Below are 23,176 nucleotides of genomic sequence, written 5' to 3'. Positions count from 1 at the left end.
GATCGGTCACGGAGACAGAAGGTCTTATGTAGAATGACAGAGAGTACCAGGCATGGGCCGAACGATAACCGCGTTCTGGGACGAGAGCTTCATCGCTCACGAACAGCCGGCCGGCGAGTTCGAATCCGAGTGGACTGGTAGACTGGCGTACCGCCAACCACATCCGGACCGACCGGAACGACTCAAAAACATCTACAGCATCGTCCAGGCCGAACTCGCCGATCACGTCACACTGGCCGACGTCGAGCCCGCAACCCGAGAGCAACTCGAGCGCACCCACACTGCCGACCACATCGACGACCTGCAGGCGTTCTGCGCAGACGGCGGCGGGCGGATCACCGCCGAAACCGGCGCGAACGAACACACGTTCCGCGCCGCCACCCACGCCGCGGGTGCGACCTGCCTCGCCGCCGAGCACGCACTCGAGACGCCCGCGGACGACATCCCGTACGCGATGGTCAGACCGAGCGGCCACCACGCCCAGCCGGAACAGGTCGACGGCTTCTGTTACTTCAACAACGTCGCCGTCGCGGCGGACCACGTCCTCGAGACGACTGACACCGAACGCGTCGCCATCGTCGACTGGGACGTTCACCACGGCAACGGCACGCAGGAGTGCTTCGAGGACCGCGACGACGTGCTCGTGATCGGCATCCACAACGACCACTGGTCGTGGGATCCCGAGGCCCACCCGCAGACGGGCGACCTCGACGAGGTCGGCACCGGCGACGGTGAGGGCTACAACGTCAACGTCCCGCTCCCGCCGGGAACCGGTGACGAGGGCTACGAACACGTCTTCGACCGCATCGTCGAACCCCTCCTGCGCTCGTACGATCCCGGTCTGCTGCTCATCAGCGCCGGCCAGGACGCCGGCACGATGGACCCGCTCGGGCGCAACGTCGTCACGAAGGGCGGCTTCGAGGAACTGGGCCGGCGCGCGCGAGTGCTCGCTGACGAGTACGCCGACGGAAACCTCGCCGTCGTCCAGGAAGGCGGCTATCAGGTCAGTCACCTCGCGTACGCCACACTCGGTGTCCTCGAGGGCGTCCTCGGTGTCGAAACCGGGATCGACGACCCTATGGCCTGGATGGACGAAGATTACGAGTCCGCACAGCGCGCCATTGAAGACATCGCCGCCTATCACAGCGAGTACTGGCCGGTACTCGAGTAGCCGCGGCGACGGGATTCTCGGGTCCCGGTTCTCGTTTTTGTTTCTCGGTTCTCGTCACTCGTTTCTTGTGCCGCAGCTTCAGCTCTCGGTTTCGGCCTTGATCGAGACAGTGTGCGTCGAAAAGCAGGGTGTGAGCGCAGGCTCCGTTAGGACTCTTGTCGGTCGGCGAGCATCGGTGCCACGTCCTTGAACGCCTCTAAGTGGCGGTCGATGTGTTCGTCCTCGTGCTGGACGCTGATGGTCCACTGTTGGGAGGCGTGGTGGGGGTGTGGCAGGACGCCGCGTTCGAGCATGGCGAACCAGTAGTTTTCGTGGAACTCGACGTCGACGTGTTCGTCGAAGTCGCGGTAGTTGGTGATTTCCTCGTCGGTGAAGACGACGATGCCCTGGGAGTTGACCTGTTCAACGTGGCCAGCGAGGCCGACGTCGGCCATAATTTCCTCGTAGCCAGTCGCGAGTCGGTCGCCGAGGGCGTCGACGTGGTCGTAGGCGTCGTCCGTGAGCACCTCGTTCAGCACGGTCGTCACGGCACGCAGGACGAGCGGGTTGCCGTTGTAGGTGCCGTAGTGGGCCGCGCCGTTCTCGATCTCGCGCATGATGTCTTCGCGGCCGCCGAACGCGCCGACGGGCGTGTTTCCGCCGATGCTCTTCGCCATCGTGACCAGATCGGGCTCGACGCCGTAGTATTCAGCCGCACCGCCCGGTGCGACCTTCACGCCGGTCTTGACCTCGTCGAAAATGAGGACGACGTTGTACTCGTCACACAGCTCGCGCAGCCCTTGCAGGTACTCGCCGTGTGGCTGCGTGACGCCGACGTTCATCACGATCGGTTCGACGATGAGCGTCCCGATTTCGGTCGCGTTCTCCTCGAGGATCGACTCGATGGCGTCGAGGTCGTTCCACGGGCCGATTTCGACAGTGTCTGCGATCGCTTCCGGAACCCCCTCGCTCTCGATCACCGTGGTTGGCTGTTTCGGATGACCGAGTTTGTGCGCGGGAACCGACTTGCTCAGCAGAACGTAGTCGTGTGCGCCGTGATACGAGCCCTCGATCTTCAGAACCTTCTCCCGGCCGGAGTAGGCTCTGGCGAGCCGGATCGCGTGCATCGTCGATTCGGTGCCGCTGTTGGTGAACCGAACGAGGTCGATCGGATCCCAGCGGTCTTTGATCGCTTCGGCAGCCTCCCCGAGCAGTTCGTGCGGGTGGGTGAACAGCGTCCCGTTCTCGAGTTGGTCACTCAGCGCGTCGGTGACGGCGGGGTGGTTGTGGCCGACCATGCCCGCGCCGTTGTTCAGGTCGTAGTCGATGTAGCGGTTGCCGTCGACGTCGTAGAGGTACGGCCCGTCCGCTCGGTCGATGACCATCGGGTAGGGCTCGAACGCACGGTACGTGCTGGCGACCCCTGCCGGCACGTGCTCGTAGAGGTCGTCGTATACTTGTTCGCTCGTTGGCGTCCGCTCGCGGTAGGATGCGTCTATCTCGTCCCAGAGATCCATGGTGTGGTAGTTCGAGGCACATCTAATAAAGATTTGTCTCGCCGACGGCTGTCTCCGGTGATAGCCAGTCGAACTGAGGGCAGTCCTCCGAGAATATGGGTCCAGCTACCGTCCCGGACGAACCGTACTCTCCAGACCGCGCCTCCCTCGTACAACCGGATGTGCACTGACTTTCAGTGGCTACAATCGTCGTAATAGGTCGCCATGAGTTCGGCGGCCCACGTCGGTTGTGTTACGTCTCCGTTCGGCCCAAACTCGTTCATGTACGGTTTGATCGCTACGACGGGCGTTCCATCGATTGCATCCAACCCGATTACATCGATCGTTAGCTCGTCCACACTACGGATCTGACAGCGCGAGACGCCGATTCGATTCGGACGTCCTTTGGCGCGCTGTGCGAAGATACCCACTTCCGGCCAGTCGGGATTGTTTCGCGGGTGTCGCGCCCCGTGTTCGATGTTCTCCTCACGAACGCGGTGCATGACGAAGACGACCTCCACGTGCGAAAAGTCGTCGAGTCCCGCTAGCGCAGCGGGAGTGAACCGCGTCGAATCGAGTTCGATGCTCGACTTGACGTCACCCCACCCGTCGTCCTGCTTCGTCTCCCGTGGTGAGTGGACGATGCCGATCGGATCAAGTTCGATCGGTGGTGAATTGCATGTCATACCCGGAGATTGTCGTCAACAGATACATACTCGTCGCTTAGCGCAATACCCCCGCGTCGACTCGCCTTGATCTGTGCTAAGTGTTGACGATGGCCTGCAACGTTATATCCTATGAGACCGACCGACCGGTATGGAAGATTCCCCGAGCGTCGCATCCGATGACATACGATACCAGGGAAAGGCAGTCGAGGACGAAGACTGGATCCGGGAGTTCCTAGCCGGCCAGGAAACCGGTGTTCTCGGACTCGCCGACGACGAGGAACCACACCTCGTCACACAACTGTTCGTCTGTGAGGACGACTCGATCTACGTCCACGGTGCCAGCGACGGTCGCGCCTACGACCTCGTCTCGAGTACCGACGAGCCACAGGCGTGTTTCACGACGAGCGAGATGGGCCGGTTCATCCCTGCGGCGGAGCCGGTGAACTTCACCGTCGAATACGCGAGCGTCGTCGCCTACGGTCCGATCTCGCTTCTCACGGAGCGAGCGGAGAAACGGGATGTACTCGAGTCCTTCATGGACAAGTTCGCCCCACAGCTCACGCCCGGCGAGGACTACGAGCCGATGAGCGACGAGTCGATCGACCGAACGGCCGTCTACCGGCTCGCGGTCGACCGCTGGAGCGCCAAACGCGGCGAGAAGCCGGCCGACGAGCCGGGTGCGTACGACTCACCGCTCCGATGAGAGCGACGAGAGACAGTCCCGACGGCCAGCAGTGACCCGTGTCAACGGGTGACTTAATACGGTCGAGTGAGACGGAAGACGGTACGAACAGACAATGGGACCATGTTCCACCGAGAACCGACGAGCACCGACGCGGCTCCGGCACAGCGACAGGACGCCGGCGACCGACCGAATCGCGACCGAACACATCGACAGTGATCGCCTCCGACCATCATACTGGCGGCAACTATACTGGAGGAACCAATGACTGACGCAAGTGAGCCTACTCCGAGTGATCACGCGGACGACCACATCGAGCAGATGCTCGACCTGCTTTCGGACCCAGAGATCGACCACGTCTTCGTTGAATTTCCCGACATCAACGGCATCTCGCGCACCAAACAGCTACGCACCGACTACTTCCTCGACTCCTGGGAGACCGGGTTTCCGGTGAATCTCCTTATTCTCGCACAGACGCCGCGCAACGCCGTCCCCGAGGGCTCCGGCGTCGGCGAGGAGATCGACTACGGCGACGGGACACTTCGCCCGCTCCCGCACACGGCGTGTCGCCTCCCCTGGCGTGACGACGCAGCCCGCGTCCTCTGTGACGTCGTCGACGGCGGCAACCTCGTCGGCGCTGCCCCCCGAACTGCGCTCGCGCGGGTACTCGAGTCCGTCCCCGACGAGCTCGATTTCGAGTTCACTGTGGGAAGCGAACTCGAGTTCTATCTGCTTGCCGAGGCGGAGTCCGGGTCGGGCTACGAGCCGGTCACCTCCGACAAACACGAGTGTGTCTCCTGGGCGACCGAGGAGGTCTCGGCGTTCTACAACGATCTGGCGGCCTGGAGCGAGGAGTACGGCGCGACGGTAACCTCGCTCATGCACGAACACGGAGCCGGCCAGCTCGAGGTCCTGTTCGAGTACGGCGACCCGATGGGGCAGGCCGACGATACGTTCGATTTCAAGCGCCTGGTCAAGCAGACCGGTCGCTGTCACGACCTGTGGGCGACGTTCATGGCCAAGCCGTTCGGCGGGCGCGCAGGGAGTGGGTATCACCTCCACATTGGGGCGTTCCAGGACGGGGAGAACGTGTTCGAGGCGGACGGCGGAGAGACGAGCGAGAGTCCCACCACCGACGGCGAGGGCACCCTCTCACGAACCGGCCGCCAGTTCGTCGCCGGCGTCGTCGACCACGCGGACGCCATCGCGGCCCTCGGCACGCCCACTATCAACGGCTTCAAGCGCTACGAACGCGGCTCGTTCGCGCCCTACACCGCCTCCTGGGGCTACGACAACCGCATGACGGGCATCCGAATCCCCTCCGGAACCACCCGCATCGAGAACCGAATTCCGAGCGCCGACGCGAACCCCTACCTCGTCATCGCGGCCACCATCGCGGCCGGCCTCGACGGCATCGAGCGCGACCTCGAACCCGACCCTCCCGTCTCCGGCGACCCCGCCGGCGACCGGCCGCCGCTTCCGCAGTCGCCCGAACTCGCACTCGCCGCACTCGAGTCCGACGAGACGCTGACCACCGCTCTCGGCGAGGACCTGATCCAGGCGTTCGTCGCCGCCAAGCGAGCGGAACTCGAGTCGTTCCGCGACACGGTGACCGACTGGGAGCGAGAACAGTACGTCGAGACGCTCTGAGACGGTTCTCTACTCTGCGCCGACCGTCGAGGACCGGTCGCGCTCGCGCGCTGGCTCCGGCTCACCGTCGCGCGCTGCCGACCGTTTCGGTGCGATCTGTTTGTACCCGTCGTCGACGCGCCAGACGTAACCCTCGATGGCGACGACCTCGCCGTTCTCGTCGTACCGACCCCGACCCTGCTCGCGAACGCGAATGACATCCCCGTCGGCCGTGTTCATCCGGTACTCGAGTGCGAACGAGTCGCGCCGGTCGAGGTGCTCCTGGACGGTGTCCCAGATCGCAGCCTGGTCGTCGTCGTGGACGATATCGTCGCCGACAGAAACCTCGCCGCTGACGAGTTGTGCCGACGTGTAGCCGGTGAGTTCGGCAATACCCTCGGAGGCGAACCGCACCGGCCAGCCCTTCTCGTTCTCGTTGCGGTAGGCGTAGCCGGGGAGGTTGTCCACGAAGGACGTGATGTGCCGGATCCGCTGGCGCTGTGCGTCGGCGTCGGCGTCGACCGCTGCCATCTCCTCCTGGACCGTCTGAGCTTGCTCCGAGACCGTGTTGAGTCGCGTCGCCAGTTCGGAGACGCTGACGGCCTGATCGTCGTTCGCGTCTGCGATCTCGCGGACGCCGTCGCTTGAGCGTTCGACGGCACGCTGAATCTCGCCCAGCGCGTCGGCCATCTGGTCGACCTGCGCGACCATCTCCTCGACGGATGTCTTCGTCTCGGTACCGCGTTCGAGGCCGGTCTCGATGTCGGTCGTCAACGTGTCGAGAACCGAGCGGATCTCGGTCGCGTTCGACTCCGTCTCCTCGGCGAGCGCTTTGACCTCGTCTGCAACGATGGCGAAGCCGGCACCCGACTCGCCGGCGTGTGCGGCCTGAATGCTCGCGTTGAGTGCCAGCACGTGCGTCTGCGTGGCAATATCGACGATGATGTCGACGATTTCGTGGACGCGGTCGGTCTGTTCGCCAACGGATTCGACGGCTTCCAGGAGTCGTTCAACGTCGGCAGACGCCTGATCGGCGTGCTCGCTCACCGCTTCGCTCCGTTCGACGCCGCTCGAAGCGGTGTCGGATGCCTCCTCAGTTAGCGTCTCGACCTCGGTCGCACTCGAGGCGACCTCCTCCATCGTCGCGCTCAGCGTGTCGACCTCGCGGCGCAGCGCCGCGAGCTCCGTCGACTGCGTTTCGGTTACTGCAACCGTCTCGCCGATGCGCTCGTGGACGGTCTCGGTGTGTTCGACCACGTTTTGCAGTTCGCCACGTTCACTCATGTCTGTAGGTTATCTGATATTGGCATAGCAGTTGTGGCCGTGATTCGTTGTCTGTCTGTCACGGCCGTCGATACATTTGTGATGTATGATACCAAGAAACAGGTATGGGATACGAGAGTCTCTTCGACCCCCTCGAAATCGGTGATGTGACGCTGCGAAATCGAATCATGTCCTCGGGCCACCAGACGACGCTGGTCTCGGACCACCTCCCGACTGAAGACTTCACCGCGTATCACCGTGCTCGCGCACAGGGTGGGGCTGGCCTGATCGTCCTCGAAGCCCACGCGGTCGACGAGAGCGGCCTGCTGACTTCGCACACGATCGACGCGAGTCGGGACGCCATCGTCGACGCCTACGAACCGGTCGCGGAGCAGCTTCACGACGACGGCGCGGCCGTCTTCGCCCAGCTCTTTCACGGCGGCCGCGAGCGCTACACGGGCGACTACGCACCGCCGGCCCCCGCGCCGTCAGATACGCCGACTGACCGGCTGAAGGTCGTCCCGAGACCGCTGACGACCGCGGAGGTCCGCGAACTGATCGACTCCTTCGCCGCCGCAGCCGAGCGGATGGATCGGGCCGGACTCGACGGCGTCGAGATCGTCGGCTCGCACAGCTACCTCCCAGCGCAGTTCTGGAGCCCACACTTGAACGACCGCACCGACGAGTACGGCGGCGACCTCGAGAGCCGCTGTCGGTTTACCGTCGACATCGCCACCCAGATCAACGAGCGAACCAGCGACGGCTTCGTCGTTGGCGTCCGCCTGAGTGCCGAAGAACGCCACCGCCGCGGGCTCGACTTTTCGGAGACGGTTCCGATCATCGAGCACATCGACGCCGCCTGCGACCTCGACTACTGGAGTGTCGTCGTGGGCAGCTCGAGTACCCACCGAAGCTGTAGCTACATCGTCCCGCCGGCGACGAAAGATCATAGCGTGGTCGAACAGCCCGGTGAAGCCGTGAAGGAACTCGTCGACGCGCCCGTGATCGTCACCTCGCGGATCAACGAACCCGAAACCGGCGACCGGCTGATCCGGGAGGGCGCTGCCGATGTGGTCGGGATGACGCGAGCACTCATCGCCGATCCGGCGATGCCGCAGAAGGTGACGAACGGCAACCGCGAGGACATCACTCCCTGCGTTGCCTGTAACCAGGGCTGTATCGGCAGGTACCAGGAAGGGCTGCCGATCCGCTGTACGGTCAACCCCGAGACGGGACGCGAGCGCGAGTTTGCGGACGACGACACCGTCGAGACGGCTTCAGCGGTGACCGTCGTTGGCGGCGGCCCCGCGGGACTCGTCTGTGCGACGGCAGCGGCCGAGCGCGGCCACGACGTGACCCTCCTCGAGCAGGCGGATCGACTCGGCGGCCAGGTCCGTCACTACGCCGACCTCTCGCATCGTGGTGCGTTCGACGACTGGATCGACACGCTCGCAACCCGCGCGGCCAACGCGGGTGTCGACGTCCAACTCGAGACGCGGTTCGAGCCAGCCGATCTCGCAGGTACGGACGCCGGTGACTCGACGGACGCGGTCGTACTAGCGACGGGCGCGTCGGGCCGCGTCCCGGACATTCCGATCAGCGACGAGTCGCGGACGCGAGTACTGACGCCCGGCGAACTACTCGCAGACCCCGACAGCGTCCGCGGCGACACCGTGCTCGTCTCGGACTGGGACGGCAACGAGGCCGCACTTGACGTGGCTATGGCGTGTTCCGAGTCTGGTCGCGCAGCGAGCGTCGAACTCGCGACGGCGACCTACTCACCGGGCGAGAACGTCCAGCAGTACGTCCAGAATCAGCTCCTCGGCACGCTCTCGGAGCGAAACGTCACGTTCACGCCGCACACGCGAGTCGCCGAAATCGGTGCTGCGAGTGGCACGGGTGACGGTACAAACGTTGTACTCGAGAACATCCACAGCGAGAGCCGCGAGCGACGGGACGATATCGACGTGGTCGTCTTCGCCCACCGCGGGAAAGTAGCCTACGAGCCGTTCCGTGAGGCGGCGGCGCAGACGGACGTGTCGGTCCATCGGGTCGGTGATGCCTGGGCCCCGCGGTCGCTCGACGAAGCGGTTCGAGAAGGGGACGAACTGGGACGGGAACTGTAGCGGTCCCGTTTTCGCTAGAACCGCCGCAGCCGCGTCGCCATCGCCGCGATGACGATGCTGATGAGCAACACGACCACGCTGATCGCGTACACTTCTGGCTCGATGTCCGCTCGAACCATACCCCAGATACGGACCGGCAGCGGCACCGCACCGCCCCCGCTGACGAAGAACGAGATGAGGAACTCGTCGAACGAGAGCGTAAAGGAAAACAGCGCCGCCGCCACGATGTTCGGCATCAGTGCCGGCAGCGTCACCTCTCGGAACGTCGTCAGCGGATCCGCGCCGAGGTCCATCGCGGCCTCCTCGAGTGACCGGTCGAGATCGATGACGCCCGCGCCGACCACGAGCGTCGCGAACGGCAACGTGTAGAGCACGTGGCCGACGACGATCGGGAAGAAGCCACGGCCGATGCCGAGCTGCGTGAAGAAGACGAACAGCCCGATCCCGTAGATGATGATCGGCAGCGTAAGCGGGACGAAGATGAGGTAGGTCGCGATCGGTCCCTTTCGCTTCGGCCAGTCGAACCGTGAGAGGCCGAACGCTGCGACGACTGCTAACACCGTCGAGATGATCATCACGACGATACCGATCTGGATGCTCAGCCACAGCGACCCGATCAGGTCGCTTCGGGTTGCGAGGCTCGCGTACCACTCGGTCGTGAAGTCCCAGCGCAGCCCGTATCGGCCGGCGTCGAACGACATGAGGACGACGACGAGAATCGGGCCGTAGAGGAACAGGTAGGTGAGCAGCGTCGCGAGTTTCAACCCGCTCCCGGCCCCGTCGTTGGGGTCGGAGTCAGAGCCGACCCGATCGCGGATGGAGTCGGCGACGCTCATAGGCCACCTCCGCCGAGGCCGCGAGAGCCTTTCACGTCGATCCCCCATCGTGCAGCGATCCAGATGGTTCCGAGGACGACGACGACCAGAATGACCGCCAGTGCAGCACCGAAGTTCCAGTTAAACGCGGTGCCGAACTGTGTTTCGATCACCTGGGCGTACATTCGACCGCTGGTGCCGCCGAGCAGCGACGGCGTCACGTACGCTGCGGCAGTCTTGATGAAGACGAAGACGCCACCGGCGAGCGCACCGGGGAGCGTCAGCGGGAAGACGACTTCCCGGAACGCTTCCCAGCGCGAAGCACCGAGGTCGCGTGCTGCTTCGATCAGCGACGAGTCGAGCCCCTCCATGCTCGCGTACAGCGGCAGGATCGTGAACGGGACGAAGACGTAGACGAGCCCGATGATACTCCCAATGTAGTTGTTCAACAGCGGTAACGACGGTAAGCCTACCGTCGTGAGCGCACTGTTGATGAACCCGTTATTCGAGAGGATCGGGATCCACGCGTACGTCCGGATCAGGTAGGATGTCCAGAACGGGATGATCACGAGCATCACGAGCGCGATCTTCCAGCGCTCGGGCGCGTGCTGTCCCAGGTAGTAGGTGATCGGGTACGAGATCACGAGCGACAACACCGTCACGATGACGGCGATCCCGATCGACCGGCCCAACAGCCGCACGTAGGACAGCTCACTGAACTGCAGCGACGTAATCGCCGAGACGTCGATGAACCGACCGAAGTGCTCGAACGTCAGCCCCGACGCGAACGGATCCTCCACGAAGATGCTGTAGATCAACAGCAACGCGACCGGGACCGCGTAGAAGACGGTCAGCAGGAGCAAAACCGGGCCGAGGCTGATCGCGCCCTTGAACACCTCGCTGTCTGCCCACTCGAGTACCCGCTCGCGAAGCGTACCGGTTTCGGGCGTCGGTTGTGGGCGGACTGCGTCCGCGGCGACGTCATCCTGTGAGGACATTGGTGTTCTCCTGGTCCCAACTGATCGTACACTCGCTGCCTGGCGTCGGGAGGTTGACCGTGTCGATCACCTGCTGTTCGAGGACGAGTTCGGTGCCGTCGATGGTGACGTGTACCTTCGCGACGTTCCCCTGGTAGATGACGTCCTCGACTTCACCGCGGAGTGTGACGGCGGTTTCGGTTCCGTTCCCCGCCCCATCACCAAGCGCAATCTTCTCCGGACGGATCGAGACGGAGAGCGACTGGCCGTCTGCAGCAGCCGAAAGCGAGTCGATCGGGACGTCGACGCTGCCGCATTCGACGGCGGCACTGTTCCCGTTCTCGACGTAGGTGCCGTCGAGCAAGTTCGTGTCGCCGATGAAGTCGGCGACGAACCTGGTCCGTGGGCTCTCGTAGATTTCCGTCGGCGTGCCGCGTTGTTCGATTTCGCCCTCGTTGAGGATGATGATCTCGTCGCTCATCGTCAGCGCTTCTTCCTGATCGTGGGTGACGTAGACGAACGTGATACCGAGTTCCTCCTGCAGATTCTTCAGTTCGACTTGCATGTTCTTTCGCAGTTTCAGGTCGAGCGCACCGAGTGGTTCGTCGAGCAACAGCACCTCGGGTTCGGTGATCAGTGCTCGCGCCAGCGCGACGCGCTGTTGTTGCCCGCCAGAGAGTTCGTCGATGCCGCGGTCTTCGATCCCCGGCAACTCGATCAACTCGAGCATCTTCGCGACCCGGTCGGAGCGCTCGTCGGCAGGAACGTCGCGCATCTTCAGCCCGAAGCCGACGTTCTCGCCGACCGTCTTGTGGGGGAACAGCGCGTAGTTCTGAAAGACCATGCTCGTCGGCCGCAGATACGGCTCTTCCGTGGTGATGTCGTGATCGCCGAGACGCACGCGCCCCTCCGTCGGCGTCTCGAAGCCGGCGATCATCCGCAGCGTCGTCGTCTTGCCGCACCCAGAGGGGCCGAGCAAGGTCACAAACTTCCCCTCATCGACGGTGAAGCTGACATCCTCGACTGCGCGAACGCTGCCGAAATCCTTCGTCACGGAATCGACGTGTAGTGTTGAAGTCATACGTAGAATACCCTCTCAGCGATTAGACGGTGACGTCCGTCCAAATCTCGTCGTACGTCTGGATCTGGTCGTCGTCGTTGTACGCCGGGAACTCGGTGTTCTCGAGTGCCATCTCGAGGTTGTACTCGTCGAGTTCCTCGTCGGTGTAGTCGACCGCGTCAGAGACGACGATGTACTCCGGCCCCTCGAACCACGCCCGGGGGACTTCGGAGACCATGTAGTCGATGAACTGCTCGGCCTCTTCTTTGTTCTCCGAGCCGCGAGCGATACAGAACGAGTCGATCCAGCCGATAGTGCCCTCCTCCCAGAAGGCCAGCGAGACCGGTTCGTCCTCCGCCGCGAGGCGGTGGTAGGCACCGTCCCACGACGTTCCGATCGAAGCTTCTCCCTGCTGGAAGATCTGGATCGATTCCGCAGAGGACGTCCAGTAGGTGTTCACGAGGTCAACGTGTTCGTTCAGCGCGTCCTCGATCGCGTCCAGATCCTCGGGCTCGTCCGGATCTTGCCCGAGGTACTTCGCTGCGGTCCAGATCTGCGTTGCCGCGTCGTCGCGGCTCGTGATCTCACCGGCGTACTCGTCATCCCAGAGCACGTCGTAGCTGATCTCGTCGCCGAGGTCGCCGACTTCTTCGTGGTTGTACACTGCACCGTCGAACCCGAACGTCATCGGGACGGCGTACAGTTCGTCGTCGAACCAGAAGTCGTCGAGCTTCATCTCCTCGAAGATGTGCTCGTCCCAGGCGGGGACGTTGTCCAGGTTGATCGGATCGAGTAGGTCGTTCTGATATGCTCGCTCGAAGTCCGCACCTGGCGCGGACGGCGTCCAGACGTCGTACGTTCCCTCCGGGGCGGTTTCGATCTGGTTGATCGCGTCGGCGTTCGACTCGTAGGTCTCGGTGTTGACCGTAATTCCCGTATCCTCCTCGAACGGCTGAATCCAGCTGTCGTCGATGTACGCCCCCCAGCTGAAGTAGTTCACGACGTCGTCGTCGCCGCCGCCGAGACACCCAGCAACTGTTCCCAGTGCCGCAGCACCACCTGTTGCGGTAATGAACCGTCTGCGTGATTGCTTACCAATTGGCATGTCAACACATGGTGGTATGAAACAGGAGTATTAATAACTATGGGCAGGACTGAATTTGAATTGGGTGTTTTGGATAGCTATTGGATATAATTCAGGCAAAGAGAACGACAGCGGAGCCGTCGTTCCCCGGACGCACCCATACGCTTAAGGTATCTACCCCGTTTCAGTATTGACAATGGCTACCACGGAAGCGCGGCTCGAGTCGATGGTGCAGGATGACGATATCAACCACGTATTCGTCGAGTTCCCCGATCTGAACGGCCTGTCCCGGTCGAAGCAACTCGATGCCGACTACTTCCTCGACTCCTGGGAGGACGGATTTACGATGAATCTCGCCCTCCTCACACAGACGCCACGCAGCGACGTTGTAGAGGGATCGAAGTACGGCGACGAGATCGACTACGCGGACGCGCTCGTCCATCCGGACCCGCGAACCTGCCGGCGCGTTCCCTGGCGCGACGACGCAGTCCGCGTCATCTGTGACTTCGAGTTTCAGGACCAACCTGTCCCCGGCGCGCCGCGAACCGTTCTCAAATCCGTCATCGAACAGGTTTCCGCGGCCGGACTCGAGGCGGCCGTCGGCAGCGAACTCGAGTGCTTCCTTCTCGAATCGGGTGGCAACGAGGGGAACAGCAACAGCGGCACAGAGGGCCGGTCAGGAACCCGAACCGGGACGCAGTACGTTCCAGCAACGAGCGACAAGCACGAGAATCTCACGCGGGCGACGGAGGAGGTGTCTCCGTTCTACGACCGCGTCTACGACTGGGCCTCGGCGCTCGGACTGGATCTCACGACCGTGCATCACGAGTTCGGTGCCGGACAGATCGAGATTCTCTTCAAGCACGGCGACCCGCTCGGCCAGGCCGATCGAACCTTTCGGTTCAAGGAACTCGTCAAACACGCGGCGACGGCCTGCGACCAGCACGCGACGTTTATGGCGAAGCCGTTTACCGACCGGGCCGGCAGCGGCTACCATCTCCACGTGAGTCTCTTCGACGACGGCGAGAACGTTCTCGACGGTGTCGGCGGCGACCTCTCGGAGCAAGGCAGGCATTTCGTCGGCGGGCTCCTCGAACACGCCGATGCGCTCGCCGCGCTCGGCACGCCGAATCTCAACGGCTTCAAGCGCTACCAGCCGGGAACGTTCGCACCCTACTCGGCCTCCTGGGGCTATGGAAACCGGATGACAGCGATCCGCGTCCCCGGCCACGGAACGACCCGCGTCGAGAATCGCATCTCGAGTGCCGACGCGAACCCCTACCTGGTCGTCGCCGCGACGCTAGCCGCGGGACTGCACGGGCTGGAGGCCGAACTCGAGCCGCCCGAACCGTCGGAGGGAGATCCGTCCGGGTCGCGACCGACGCTGCCTCAGTCGCCGCGCGAAGCAATTGCCAGGTTAGAAGCCGACGAGGTGCTCACGGCGTCCCTGGGCGAAGACATCGTTTCCGAGTACGCCGCACAAAAGCGCCACGAGATCGAGCGGTTCTACAGCCAGACGACGGCGTGGGAGCGAGACGAGTACATCGAGGTACTGTAATCGGCCGATACTCGTCGATACGTTCTAGGGACCGGTTTCGGCCGCCGTCGGCGCAATATAGGGAAACTCCCACGACGGATTTGGGTCGAATCGATCGGCGCGGTACGGTTCAAGCGGGAACGGTGCGTCTTCCTCGGCGACGTGTGCACGAATCGCGCGGCCGACAGCCGGCCCTGCCATGATACCGAACCCGTGGAGTCCGGTCGCGACGACGAGTCCTACCGGCCCGTTCGTCGGGGAGTCGATAATCGGGAGGTGGTCCGGCGTTGCGGCATCCCCCGAGGGGCAGGTATCGTCGGTCGCGAGTCGCGCGTCGGTTAGCGCCGGGACCCGGTCCGGAATCGTCCCAGCGACGAGTCGTTTGAACCCCTCGACCGTCGACGACCGGATCGAGCCCGGCTCGGAAACGTAGTACGCTCCCCCGCCGACGTGGAGGTCCCCGTTGTGTTCGGGTCGCCAGTAGAGTCGTGACTCCTGGTCCCAGGCGATCGGATAGTCCTCGATCTCGGCAGTCGTCTCGAGGTTGGCCGTCTGGTAGCGGAACGGACGAACCGGGAGGTCCACACCGGCGAGGTCCGGCGTGCGCCAGCCCGCGGCGACGACGACCTGGTCGGCACGAATCTCGCCGTCGTCGGTGCGAACCCCGTGAACAGCTCCGCCGTCGACGACGAGTTCGGTCACCTCGGTGTTCGTCCGGATCTCCGCCCCCTCGCTCACCGCCTCGTCTGCCACCGTGGCCGCGTACGTATAGGGGTCGACCCAGCCGGCGTCCTCGAAGACGACCGCACCAGTGTGCACTGACATATCGAACATCTCCGGGTATCGGTCCGCGAGCGACGTGCCGTCGTGTGCCGTCACTGCAAAGCCGTCGTCTCGAAAGTCTGCGGCCTCCTCACGCAATCCCGGGAGTTCCGGTGTCGTCCGAAGCTGGACGAACGGTCGCTCGTGAAACGAGAACTGACCGGTGCCGTCGAACTCTCGGAAGAACTCGATCGAGTACCGGGCTGCCTCCCGCCGCTCCGCGTAGTCGGCTACCACGCTGACCAGCCCCGATGCGTGACCGGTTGCGCCGCTCGCGATGCCGTCGCGCTCGAGTACCGTCACGTCGTGATCCGGTGCCAGTTCACGGGCTGCGCCGAGTCCAGCGATACCGCCGCCGACGATGAGAATATCTCCTGTCATTGATTCGGTGCCGACCGGTGCAGCCGGCTCGTGCGATTGTGTGTCATGGACCTACATAAGCGCTCCTCTCATTTCGGTGAGTTCGCTTCGCGCGTCCGTCACGCTCACGCAGTTTACTACCCAGTTCACCATGCTCACAGCATACGCAGTTCACCATGCTCACGACACCGCTCCCCGTCAGAGTCATTACGGACCCCCACTATGTGTGGACCAATGATACTCGTCCTCGATCTGGAAGTGCAGCCCGACTACCGCTACCTCGCTCCCGAAATCGCCCGCCTCACACCGGGTGAGACGGAGTACCGCGTCTTCGTCGACGAGCCCGTTCAGCCAGATCTGGAGCCGTACGACGGCGTCATCCTGTCCGGCAGTACCGCGAGCGTCTACGACGACGAGCACGCCGACTGGATCGAACCAGCCGAAACCCTCATCCGGCGCTGTCGCGACGAGAACGTCCCATTGCTCGGCGTCTGCTTCGGCCACCAACTCATCCACCAGGCGCTCGGCGGCGTCGTCAAACAGGACGAACGCCGCGCGACGTTCGTCCAACTCGAGTCCACCGCTGGCGACGACCAGGCACTCGCCGACCTCGACCCCGTCGTCCCCGTTCTGCACGCCGACCTCGTCGTCGATCCGGCCGATGTACTCGAGTCCACCGCACAGACGGAGTACAACGCACACTTCTGTAGTCGGCATACCGAGGCACCAATCTGGACGGTCCAGTTCCACCCCGAGTTCACCGAGCGCGTCCGCGACGAGCCAAGCGATTGGGCCGACGGCGACCACTCGTTCGAGGACTCGAACGCGACGCGGGTACTCGAGAACTTCGGGCGGTACTGTCGCGGCGACGAGTAGGGCGATCGGAGCGCGCAGTTCGTCATCGGCTCGTCATTGAAACGAGCGTTTTTCTCGGACGGTGTCAGAACTGTGCTGAATACACCGAATCATCTCCGCTCATTTCCCCAAAAGTATTAATAAAATACTACCCCTCCTCTCTACAATGAGCCCTGGTGACAACAGGCATGACCACAGTCGACGACTTCGTGAGCAGACGCCACGGAGCGAGCAGTTACACGAGCGAGCGGCCGAAGTAACGCCGCTCGGCGTCGAATCGAACGTCAGATCGTTCGACCCGTATCCCTTCTACGTCGAGGAGACATCGGGCTCGACGGTGACGGACATCGACGACAACGAGTACCTCGATTTCCTGCTGGCACTCGGCCCGATTATCCTCGGACACAACCACCCGGACGTCACTGCGGCGGTGAAGGCCCAGGCCGAGCGAGCCGATCTGACGGCCACGCCCCAGCGGGTCGCGATCGAGTTCATGGAACGAATCGTCGAGATGACGCCGAGTATCGAACAGGTTCGACTCGCAAACAGCGGGACCGAAGCGACGATGCACGCGATCCGAACCGCGCGGTCGTACACGGGCAACGACCTCATCGCGAAGCCGGAGGGCGGTTACGCCGGGGCACACGACTACGCGCTGATGAGCGTCTACGCGGACGAGGACGCGCTCGGACCGAAGGAGCGCCCGAACACCGTTTCCTATGGGACTGGGATTCCTGACGTTGTCGAGGACACCGTCGTCGCGATTCCGTTCAACGACAAGGAGAACACCGAGGCAGTGTTGCGCGAGCATGCAAACGACCTCGCGGCGGTCATCATCGAACCGGTGATGTTCTCTGCGGGTTGTCTGAAACCCCAGGACGGCTACCACGAGTTCCTCCGCGAACTCACGGAAGAACTGGACATCGTCCTCATCTGGGACGAAGTGATGACCGGCTTCCGTCTCGGCCCGGCCAGCGCGCAGGGCCGGTTCGGCGTAACGCCGGATATGACGACGTTCGCGAAGGCGGCCGGCGGCGGCTACCAGGTCGGCGGTTTCGGCGGCAAACGCGAGATCATGGCTGAAATCGAACCGCCGAAAGACGAGGACGCCGAATCGTGGCACAGTTCGGCGTTCCACGGCGGGACGTACAACGGCCACCCCGTCTCGTGTGCGGCCGGACTCGCGACGCTCGACGTGCTGCAGAACGAGGATGTCTACGAGCACATCGACCGGATGGGTGAACGCCTGTTCGAGGGGCTACAGGAGGTCGCCGACGACGTCGGACTCCCGGTCAACGTCCAGTACGTCGGCTCGATGGGGCAGGTATACATGACCGACCACGAGATTCGCCACTACCGGGACACCTGGCACGCGAACAGCGAGCAGTACGCCGACTGGTGGCGCGAGGCCGCGGCCGGCGGCGCACTGTTTGGCAACCCGATGCAGAGCGAGCGCTTCTTTACGACCTACACGCACACCGAAGAACAAATCGACCGCGCGCTTTCGATCGCCGAAGACGCGTTCGACGCGGTAAATCACGAGTACGAATGACGGAATCGAATCGAACGCGACCCTCGAAACGGAGACCGGCATCGAACACGAGACCGAGACCGACACCGATAGTGACCGTGGCAGCAACGATGGGAACGAGCATGATCACGACCACGACGACCGAACCGATCAGAGCCGATCGCACGAGAACCGAGAGCGACGATTCTGACCGTCCTGCAGCCGAACCGAACGCCGAATCGAACCACTACAGTTCGGAGGTCCCACGATGACTGAGCGCGTCGCCATCGTCGGCGGCGGCGTCATCGGCTGTGCCGTCGCACGCGAACTCGCCCCCGACTACGACGTCGAGGTCTTCGAGAAGGGACGACTCGCGAGCGAAGCCTCTGCACTCGCGGCCGGCGAGATCACAATGCTCTCGAGTTACGAGGACGAGCCAGCGGTTGGCTGGCACGCCGTCGACTTCTTCCGGGAGTACGACGGCACCGGCGAGTTCTCCTATACGGAACTGCCGAGCATCGGGCTCGTCACGCCGGACCGCGAGGACGAAAAGCGCCGATACGCCTCGCGAGTCGCAGCTGATGACCTCCCCGTGCGTTATCTCGATCGTGAGGAGGCGAGCGAACAGTACCCTACGTTCGATTTCTCGGATCATGCGGGCGTCATCGAACACGGGGTCTCGGGCTTTGTCGACCCCTACACGTTCGCGATTACGTTGCACCACGACGCGCGCGACGACGGCGCGACCTTCCACACCGACACCGCCGTTCACGACCTCCTCGTCGAGGATAACGAGGTCGTCGGTCTCGAAACCGAAGACGGCCGCGTGGAGGCAGACCACGTCGTGTGTGCCGCCGGCTGGCGCACGCGCGAGTTCCTTCTCGAGTACACCCCGATTCCGGTTCGTCCCTACCGCACACAGTGTATCGTTCTTGAGCCAGAAACACCGCTTCCAGACGGCTTCCCGATGGGCTGGTACCCCGGCGAGCACGTCTACTTCCGGCCGGAGCACAACGGCGACTTCCTCATCGGCGGCTGGTCGTTCGCCGAGGAGAATCCGGAGAGTGCGAGCGGACAGGCAGACGCAGAGTTCCGAAATCACGTCGCCGAACTCGTCCCGACCTTCCTCGAGGGATTCGAGGAGGCGGGCTACGTCGACGGTTGGGCGGGTGTCGACGGTGCAACGCCCGACACGCGACCGATTCTCGACGCACCGGCGGACGCGCCTGATGGCCTCGTCGTCGCCACAGGGTTCAACGGCCGCGGCGTGATGACCGCACCGGTCGCCGCGACCGCCGTTCGCTCCTTGCTCACCGGCGAGGATACACCGTTCTCGCTCGACACCTTCGCGATCGACCGATTCGATACCCGAAGCGACGACTTCGAGTTCATCAGCATCAGCGCAGGCGACTGACCCAGCGATCGTATCCGCTCCCTCCCGCCTACCACCCACTCTCGGCCAATGTAATCTCGGCCAGATTGCGAATGTGTTCGTTCCGTTCGGCTGCTGACTGTCGACTTCCCGGTGAAGCGACCGTCACGGAACTCGAGTACCAGTCGGAATCAAATCGGCCGACCGGCCGGCGTCCCTCTGTCGTTCGGTTTGTGTTGTACGCCGATCTCTTCTGGGAGACAATTTCACACATGGTAAATACAGCATGATGACGTGACGTCGGCGAAGCTGTGTAGGAAAACCATGCGTGGTTGTGCGAGAGCTAGCTACAGCCTCATTCCGTGCGGTCACTGTCGGATCGTGTTTAACACTGGTATGGCTTTGTTTCACACAATGTGAAATGGGGGCGCACCAGAATGGTAATCGGTACCGCACCGATGGGGATTTACAGAGGTACTTCTGTAATCATTCAGTAAACCTCGATTGAGCGGTGAACTCTCTCGCGGCAAAATTATGTCGGATAGCAAGCGTCAGTTGTGTAGATGTACCAAAGATGCCCAGGATACTCAGTTAGAAGCGCTGTATCCCTCTATCACTATCTCTTCGTTCGTCGATACGATTGTTTCACATATCGTGAAACGGCTGCAGTAACCGAGCAACTGGACTGGGACGCTGCAAATATCGTAGCCACTGCAAGTCACTGCACACCTGATCGCACGACGAGCGCGCGGTTTGGAGCGAGCGCGGTTCGGAGCGAGCGCGGTTCGGAGCGAACGAAGTGAGTGAGAACCGCGACACAGCGAACGGGGAGCAACGTGACCCGTGAGCGAACGAAGTGAGTGAGAACCGCGACACAGCGAACGGGGCACAGCGTGACCCGTGAGTGGGCTGTGCGATCAGTGTGTAACTAGTTGCAGTTGTTACTAGAGGGGGCAGGCAGCGGCACATAGAAAACCGGCACCAGCAATGGGAAGCGTGGTGGCCCCTCAGGGAGCGAAACTCTCGAACCCGCTCTACGGTTGCGGGGTCGCTCGATAGTCGACCGACTCGAGTTGGGTCGCCAGATCGGCCTCGATGACGTCGACGGTTTCGAGCAGGTTGTCGACCATGTCGGCTTCGACGCCGTTTTCGTAGAAGTAGGTCGGCCAGCCGATACTGAGTGCACCGAAGGGGGTCCCGTCGGGGAGCATAACGGCGGCGCTAATGTTCGAAAAGCCCTCGAGCACCTCCTGGTGGATTTCGGCGTACCCCTGTTCGCGGATCGTTTCCAGTTGCGCCTCGAGCGTCTCCCGGTTGGTGACCGAGTAGGGCGTCTGTGCGGGCATCCCCCACTGGTCGAGGATTTCGTCGACGCGCTCGTCCGAGAATTCGGCCAGGAGCACCTTTCCCGAGGCGGTGTTGTGCATGTGGTAGTACTGGCCGACGCCGCTCCAGGTGCTCTTGTCGGGGTCTCCGTATCCGCGAGGCTCGTGAATAACGTCGGCGATGGAGATGATCCGGCCGTACTCCTCGACGAGGAACTCGACTTCCAGATTCGTCCGTTCGGCGAGGTCGTTGACGTGTTGTCTGGCCGTGTTGAAAAGCGGCGTTCGGTAGTACGCAGAGCGTCCGAAGTGCAGGAATTTGAGCCCAATTTCGTACGTACCGTCGTGTTCGACGAGCCACCCCTCATCACAGAGGGTTGCGAGATGATTGTGCGCCGTGCTACAGGCAATCCCGACACCATCTGCAACCTCCGATAACGTCGCCCGCTCACGAGCCTGCACGAACTCGATGATCCGGAACGATGTTTTGGTCGTTCGGACCGGACGTGGCGTGGTTGTCTCACCCATGGTATGTGATTACGGTACAGGTATAAAACGTTTCACCATAGGTGAAACCGCTGAACGCCGGCTGAGTGCCAGCGCTAGTCGAGTATCGAAGTCGGTTCCCGAATGAGAGTCACCGCAGCGCATGATTTATGGTCTCTGGGTCAGAGATACACAGTCATGGGTGAAATTACCATACAGAGCCGAGACACCATTGATCGCGCGACGGCCTGCGTTTCCGTCGAGGTGAGACCGTCATGAGCACTGGCAAGACGATCGCTTTCTTCCCGGAGGCGGCGTACGGGCCCGCGCTGAATTCGGTCGGCATCGCGCAGGAGTGTCGCGAACTCGGTCACGAGCCGGTTTTCCTTACCGACCCACCCATGGCGGAGGTGTTCGAAGACCACGGGTTCGAAACCTACGAGGTCAACATGGCGGATCCGTCGCTGACGGCCGAGGAAAAATCGAAGTACTGGGACGACTTCATCAACAAGCACATCCCGAACTTCGATAAGGAACCGTACGACCAGCTCGACAACTACATCACCGAATGCTGGGACGCGATCGTCGAAACCGCAACGTGGGCCCAGCAGGATCTGCCGGACGTACTGGAGGAGGTCGACCCGGATCTGATCTGTGTCGACAACGTGATTCTGTTTCCGGCTATCAAACAGTACGGCGTCCCCTGGGTCCGAATCGTCTCCTGTTCGGAAAACGAGATTCCGGACCCAAACATTCCGCCGTACCTGTCGGGTTGTCGTGCAGACGATGTCGAGAGTCACCACGAGTTCGAGCGCCGGTACGACGAACTGATCGCCCCGGTTCACGACGACTTCAACGACTTCCTCAGGGAACACGGCGAAGAGCCGTATCCGCACGGGCTGTTCTTCGAGACCTCGCCGTATCTTAACCTCATCAAGTACCCCGAACGGCTGCGCTGGGACCGCTGGAACGAACTCGACCCGGACCGGTTCCAGTACCTAAACGGCTGTATTCGAGATGAGGACGAAACCTACGAGGTCCCGCCGATCGGCGACGAGGACGATCCACTCGTCTACCTGAGCTACGGCAGCCTCGGCGCTGGCGATACGGACCTGATGAAGCGCCTCCTCGAGTTCTTCGGCAGTCAGCCCTACCGCTTCCTCGTGAACGTCGGCGAGTACATCGAGGAGTACGACGAGTCCCAGATTCCAGAGAACGTCGAAATCGATAGCTGGTTCCCACAGCAGTCGGTCATTTCGCAGGCTGACATCGTCATCCACCACGGCGGGAACAACACGTTCAACGAGTGTCTCTACTACGGCAAACCGGCGATCATTATGCCGTACGTCTGGGACGGGCAGGACAACGCCACCCGTCTCGACGAAACGAACCACGGCATCAAACTCCACCGCTCCGACTGGACACCCGAGGAATTTGCCGAGGCACTCGAGTCCTGCCTGACTGACGAGGAGATTCAGGCGAACGTCGCAGAGACATCGGCCGATATGCAGGAGCATAGCGGAACAGAAAAGGCGGCACGGCTGCTCGATGACGTACTGGAGGATCACGCGAATGTCTGAAACCCCATCCGATGCCGACGAATCCCCGTCCGTACGCGCGCTTGCGAATCCGACCGAAATCGATATCGACGACCTCGACGATTGGGGACCCGTCCCGGACATGATCGAGGGTGAGTCTCATACGGCAGGGACGGTCATCTACAAGGGCCCCGACGGCGAGTCCGAAAGCGGTATCTGGACCTGCACGCCCGGCTACTGGGAGTGTACGGTCGAGCGAGACGAGTTCTGCCACTTCCTCGAAGGCAGCGCGACGTACACACACGAGGACGGCACCGTAACCGAGATCGAGCCGGGGACGATCGCAACCTTCCCCGCCGGTTGGACCGGTACCTGCCGCGTTCACGAAACCGTGCGCAAGGTGTACATGTGCCGATGACCG

General features: G+C 62.7%; 20 protein-coding genes. 11 read left to right on the top strand and 9 right to left on the bottom strand.

What is annotated here, in order from left to right:
- Window positions 1–52 precede the first annotated feature (52 nt).
- Window positions 53–1,171: a class II histone deacetylase gene (locus BBD46_RS02040; protein WP_071400100.1), complete on the top strand. Its 1,119-nt coding sequence runs from the start codon at window positions 53–55 to the stop codon at window positions 1,169–1,171.
- A gap of 146 nt (window positions 1,172–1,317) precedes the next feature.
- Here BBD46_RS02040 and BBD46_RS02035 read toward each other — a convergent pair whose 3' ends face one another.
- On the bottom strand, window positions 1,318–2,667 hold the full coding sequence (locus BBD46_RS02035) for an aspartate aminotransferase family protein (protein ID WP_071400099.1): 1,350 nt from the start codon (window positions 2,665–2,667) through the stop codon (window positions 1,318–1,320).
- A gap of 173 nt (window positions 2,668–2,840) precedes the next feature.
- Window positions 2,841–3,332 (bottom strand): SAM-dependent methyltransferase, encoded by a 492-nt coding sequence (locus BBD46_RS02030; RefSeq protein WP_071400098.1) that lies wholly within the window; start codon window positions 3,330–3,332, stop codon window positions 2,841–2,843.
- A 130-nt stretch (window positions 3,333–3,462) separates the two neighbouring features.
- Between BBD46_RS02030 and BBD46_RS02025 the strand changes: the two genes are divergently transcribed.
- The gene (locus tag BBD46_RS02025; RefSeq protein ID WP_071400097.1) at window positions 3,463–4,017 is read left to right on the top strand and encodes a pyridoxamine 5'-phosphate oxidase family protein; all 555 of its coding nucleotides are present in this window, start codon (window positions 3,463–3,465) and stop codon (window positions 4,015–4,017) included.
- Window positions 4,018–4,260: 243 nt separating this feature from the next.
- Window positions 4,261–5,646: a glutamine synthetase family protein gene (locus BBD46_RS02020; protein WP_071400096.1), complete on the top strand. Its 1,386-nt coding sequence runs from the start codon at window positions 4,261–4,263 to the stop codon at window positions 5,644–5,646.
- A 9-nt stretch (window positions 5,647–5,655) separates the two neighbouring features.
- On the opposite strand, the gene BBD46_RS02015 is transcribed toward BBD46_RS02020, so the two are convergent.
- Entirely contained in the window at window positions 5,656–6,909 is a 1,254-nt protein-coding gene (locus BBD46_RS02015; RefSeq protein ID WP_071400095.1) for a methyl-accepting chemotaxis protein, read from the bottom strand.
- A gap of 104 nt (window positions 6,910–7,013) precedes the next feature.
- On the opposite strand from BBD46_RS02015, the gene BBD46_RS02010 reads away from it, so the two are divergent.
- Window positions 7,014–9,014: an FAD-dependent oxidoreductase gene (locus BBD46_RS02010; RefSeq protein WP_071400094.1), complete on the top strand. Its 2,001-nt coding sequence runs from the start codon at window positions 7,014–7,016 to the stop codon at window positions 9,012–9,014.
- A gap of 14 nt (window positions 9,015–9,028) precedes the next feature.
- Here the strand turns inward: BBD46_RS02010 and BBD46_RS02005 are convergent, their stop codons facing one another.
- From BBD46_RS02005 to BBD46_RS01990, 4 genes are read right to left on the bottom strand one after another with little or no spacing between them, the layout of a single operon-like run.
- Window positions 9,029–9,850 carry an ABC transporter permease gene (locus BBD46_RS02005; protein WP_071400093.1) on the bottom strand — a complete coding sequence of 274 codons (822 nt, stop codon included), beginning with the start codon at window positions 9,848–9,850 and terminating at the stop codon, window positions 9,029–9,031.
- The gene (locus BBD46_RS02000; RefSeq protein WP_071400092.1) at window positions 9,847–10,827 is read right to left on the bottom strand and encodes an ABC transporter permease; all 981 of its coding nucleotides are present in this window, start codon (window positions 10,825–10,827) and stop codon (window positions 9,847–9,849) included. The genes BBD46_RS02005 and BBD46_RS02000 overlap by 4 nt, the downstream gene beginning before the upstream one ends.
- Window positions 10,811–11,887: an ABC transporter ATP-binding protein gene (locus BBD46_RS01995; protein WP_071400091.1), complete on the bottom strand. Its 1,077-nt coding sequence runs from the start codon at window positions 11,885–11,887 to the stop codon at window positions 10,811–10,813. Before BBD46_RS01995 ends, BBD46_RS02000 begins: the two co-directional genes overlap by 17 nt.
- Window positions 11,888–11,909: 22 nt before the next feature.
- Complete coding sequence (locus tag BBD46_RS01990; RefSeq protein WP_071400090.1) at window positions 11,910–12,971, bottom strand: extracellular solute-binding protein; 1,062 nt, start codon at window positions 12,969–12,971, stop codon at window positions 11,910–11,912.
- Between the two features lie 175 nt (window positions 12,972–13,146).
- On the opposite strand from BBD46_RS01990, the gene BBD46_RS01985 reads away from it, so the two are divergent.
- Window positions 13,147–14,508, top strand: coding sequence for a glutamine synthetase family protein (locus BBD46_RS01985; protein ID WP_071400089.1), 1,362 nt, complete (start codon window positions 13,147–13,149; stop codon window positions 14,506–14,508).
- Between the two features lie 24 nt (window positions 14,509–14,532).
- Here BBD46_RS01985 and BBD46_RS01980 read toward each other — a convergent pair whose 3' ends face one another.
- Complete coding sequence (locus BBD46_RS01980) at window positions 14,533–15,690, bottom strand: NAD(P)/FAD-dependent oxidoreductase (RefSeq protein ID WP_071400088.1); 1,158 nt, start codon at window positions 15,688–15,690, stop codon at window positions 14,533–14,535.
- A 213-nt stretch (window positions 15,691–15,903) separates the two neighbouring features.
- On the opposite strand from BBD46_RS01980, the gene BBD46_RS01975 reads away from it, so the two are divergent.
- The 4 genes from BBD46_RS01975 to BBD46_RS01965 all read left to right on the top strand — a co-directional run bounded on the left by BBD46_RS01975 (window position 15,904) and on the right by BBD46_RS01965 (window position 19,448).
- Entirely contained in the window at window positions 15,904–16,545 is a 642-nt protein-coding gene (locus BBD46_RS01975; protein ID WP_071400087.1) for a type 1 glutamine amidotransferase, read from the top strand.
- A gap of 145 nt (window positions 16,546–16,690) precedes the next feature.
- Complete coding sequence (locus BBD46_RS01970) at window positions 16,691–18,076, top strand: aspartate aminotransferase family protein (RefSeq protein ID WP_071400086.1); 1,386 nt, start codon at window positions 16,691–16,693, stop codon at window positions 18,074–18,076.
- Between the two features lie 89 nt (window positions 18,077–18,165).
- Entirely contained in the window at window positions 18,166–18,306 is a 141-nt protein-coding gene (locus BBD46_RS23030) for a hypothetical protein (RefSeq protein ID WP_253184468.1), read from the top strand.
- Window positions 18,303–19,448, top strand: coding sequence for an NAD(P)/FAD-dependent oxidoreductase (locus tag BBD46_RS01965; RefSeq protein ID WP_071400085.1), 1,146 nt, complete (start codon window positions 18,303–18,305; stop codon window positions 19,446–19,448). Before BBD46_RS23030 ends, BBD46_RS01965 begins: the two co-directional genes overlap by 4 nt.
- 992 nt (window positions 19,449–20,440) lie before the next feature.
- On the opposite strand, the gene BBD46_RS01960 is transcribed toward BBD46_RS01965, so the two are convergent.
- The gene (locus tag BBD46_RS01960; RefSeq protein WP_071400084.1) at window positions 20,441–21,259 is read right to left on the bottom strand and encodes an IclR family transcriptional regulator; all 819 of its coding nucleotides are present in this window, start codon (window positions 21,257–21,259) and stop codon (window positions 20,441–20,443) included.
- Between the two features lie 233 nt (window positions 21,260–21,492).
- Here BBD46_RS01960 and BBD46_RS01955 point away from each other — a divergent pair, with 233 nt between their 5' ends.
- Together BBD46_RS01955 and BBD46_RS01950 are read left to right on the top strand one after the other, a co-directional pair.
- On the top strand, window positions 21,493–22,797 hold the full coding sequence (locus tag BBD46_RS01955; RefSeq protein WP_071400083.1) for a glycosyltransferase: 1,305 nt from the start codon (window positions 21,493–21,495) through the stop codon (window positions 22,795–22,797).
- Window positions 22,790–23,173, top strand: coding sequence for a cupin domain-containing protein (locus BBD46_RS01950; protein ID WP_071400082.1), 384 nt, complete (start codon window positions 22,790–22,792; stop codon window positions 23,171–23,173). Before BBD46_RS01955 ends, BBD46_RS01950 begins: the two co-directional genes overlap by 8 nt.
- Window positions 23,174–23,176: the final 3 nt, after the last annotated feature.

The sequence above is a fragment of the Natrialba sp. SSL1 genome (assembly GCF_001861355.1).
Lineage (GTDB): Archaea > Halobacteriota > Halobacteria > Halobacteriales > Natrialbaceae > Natrialba.
Note: the sequence above shows the minus strand (reverse complement) of the source record. Positions and strands in the feature narration are given on the sequence as shown.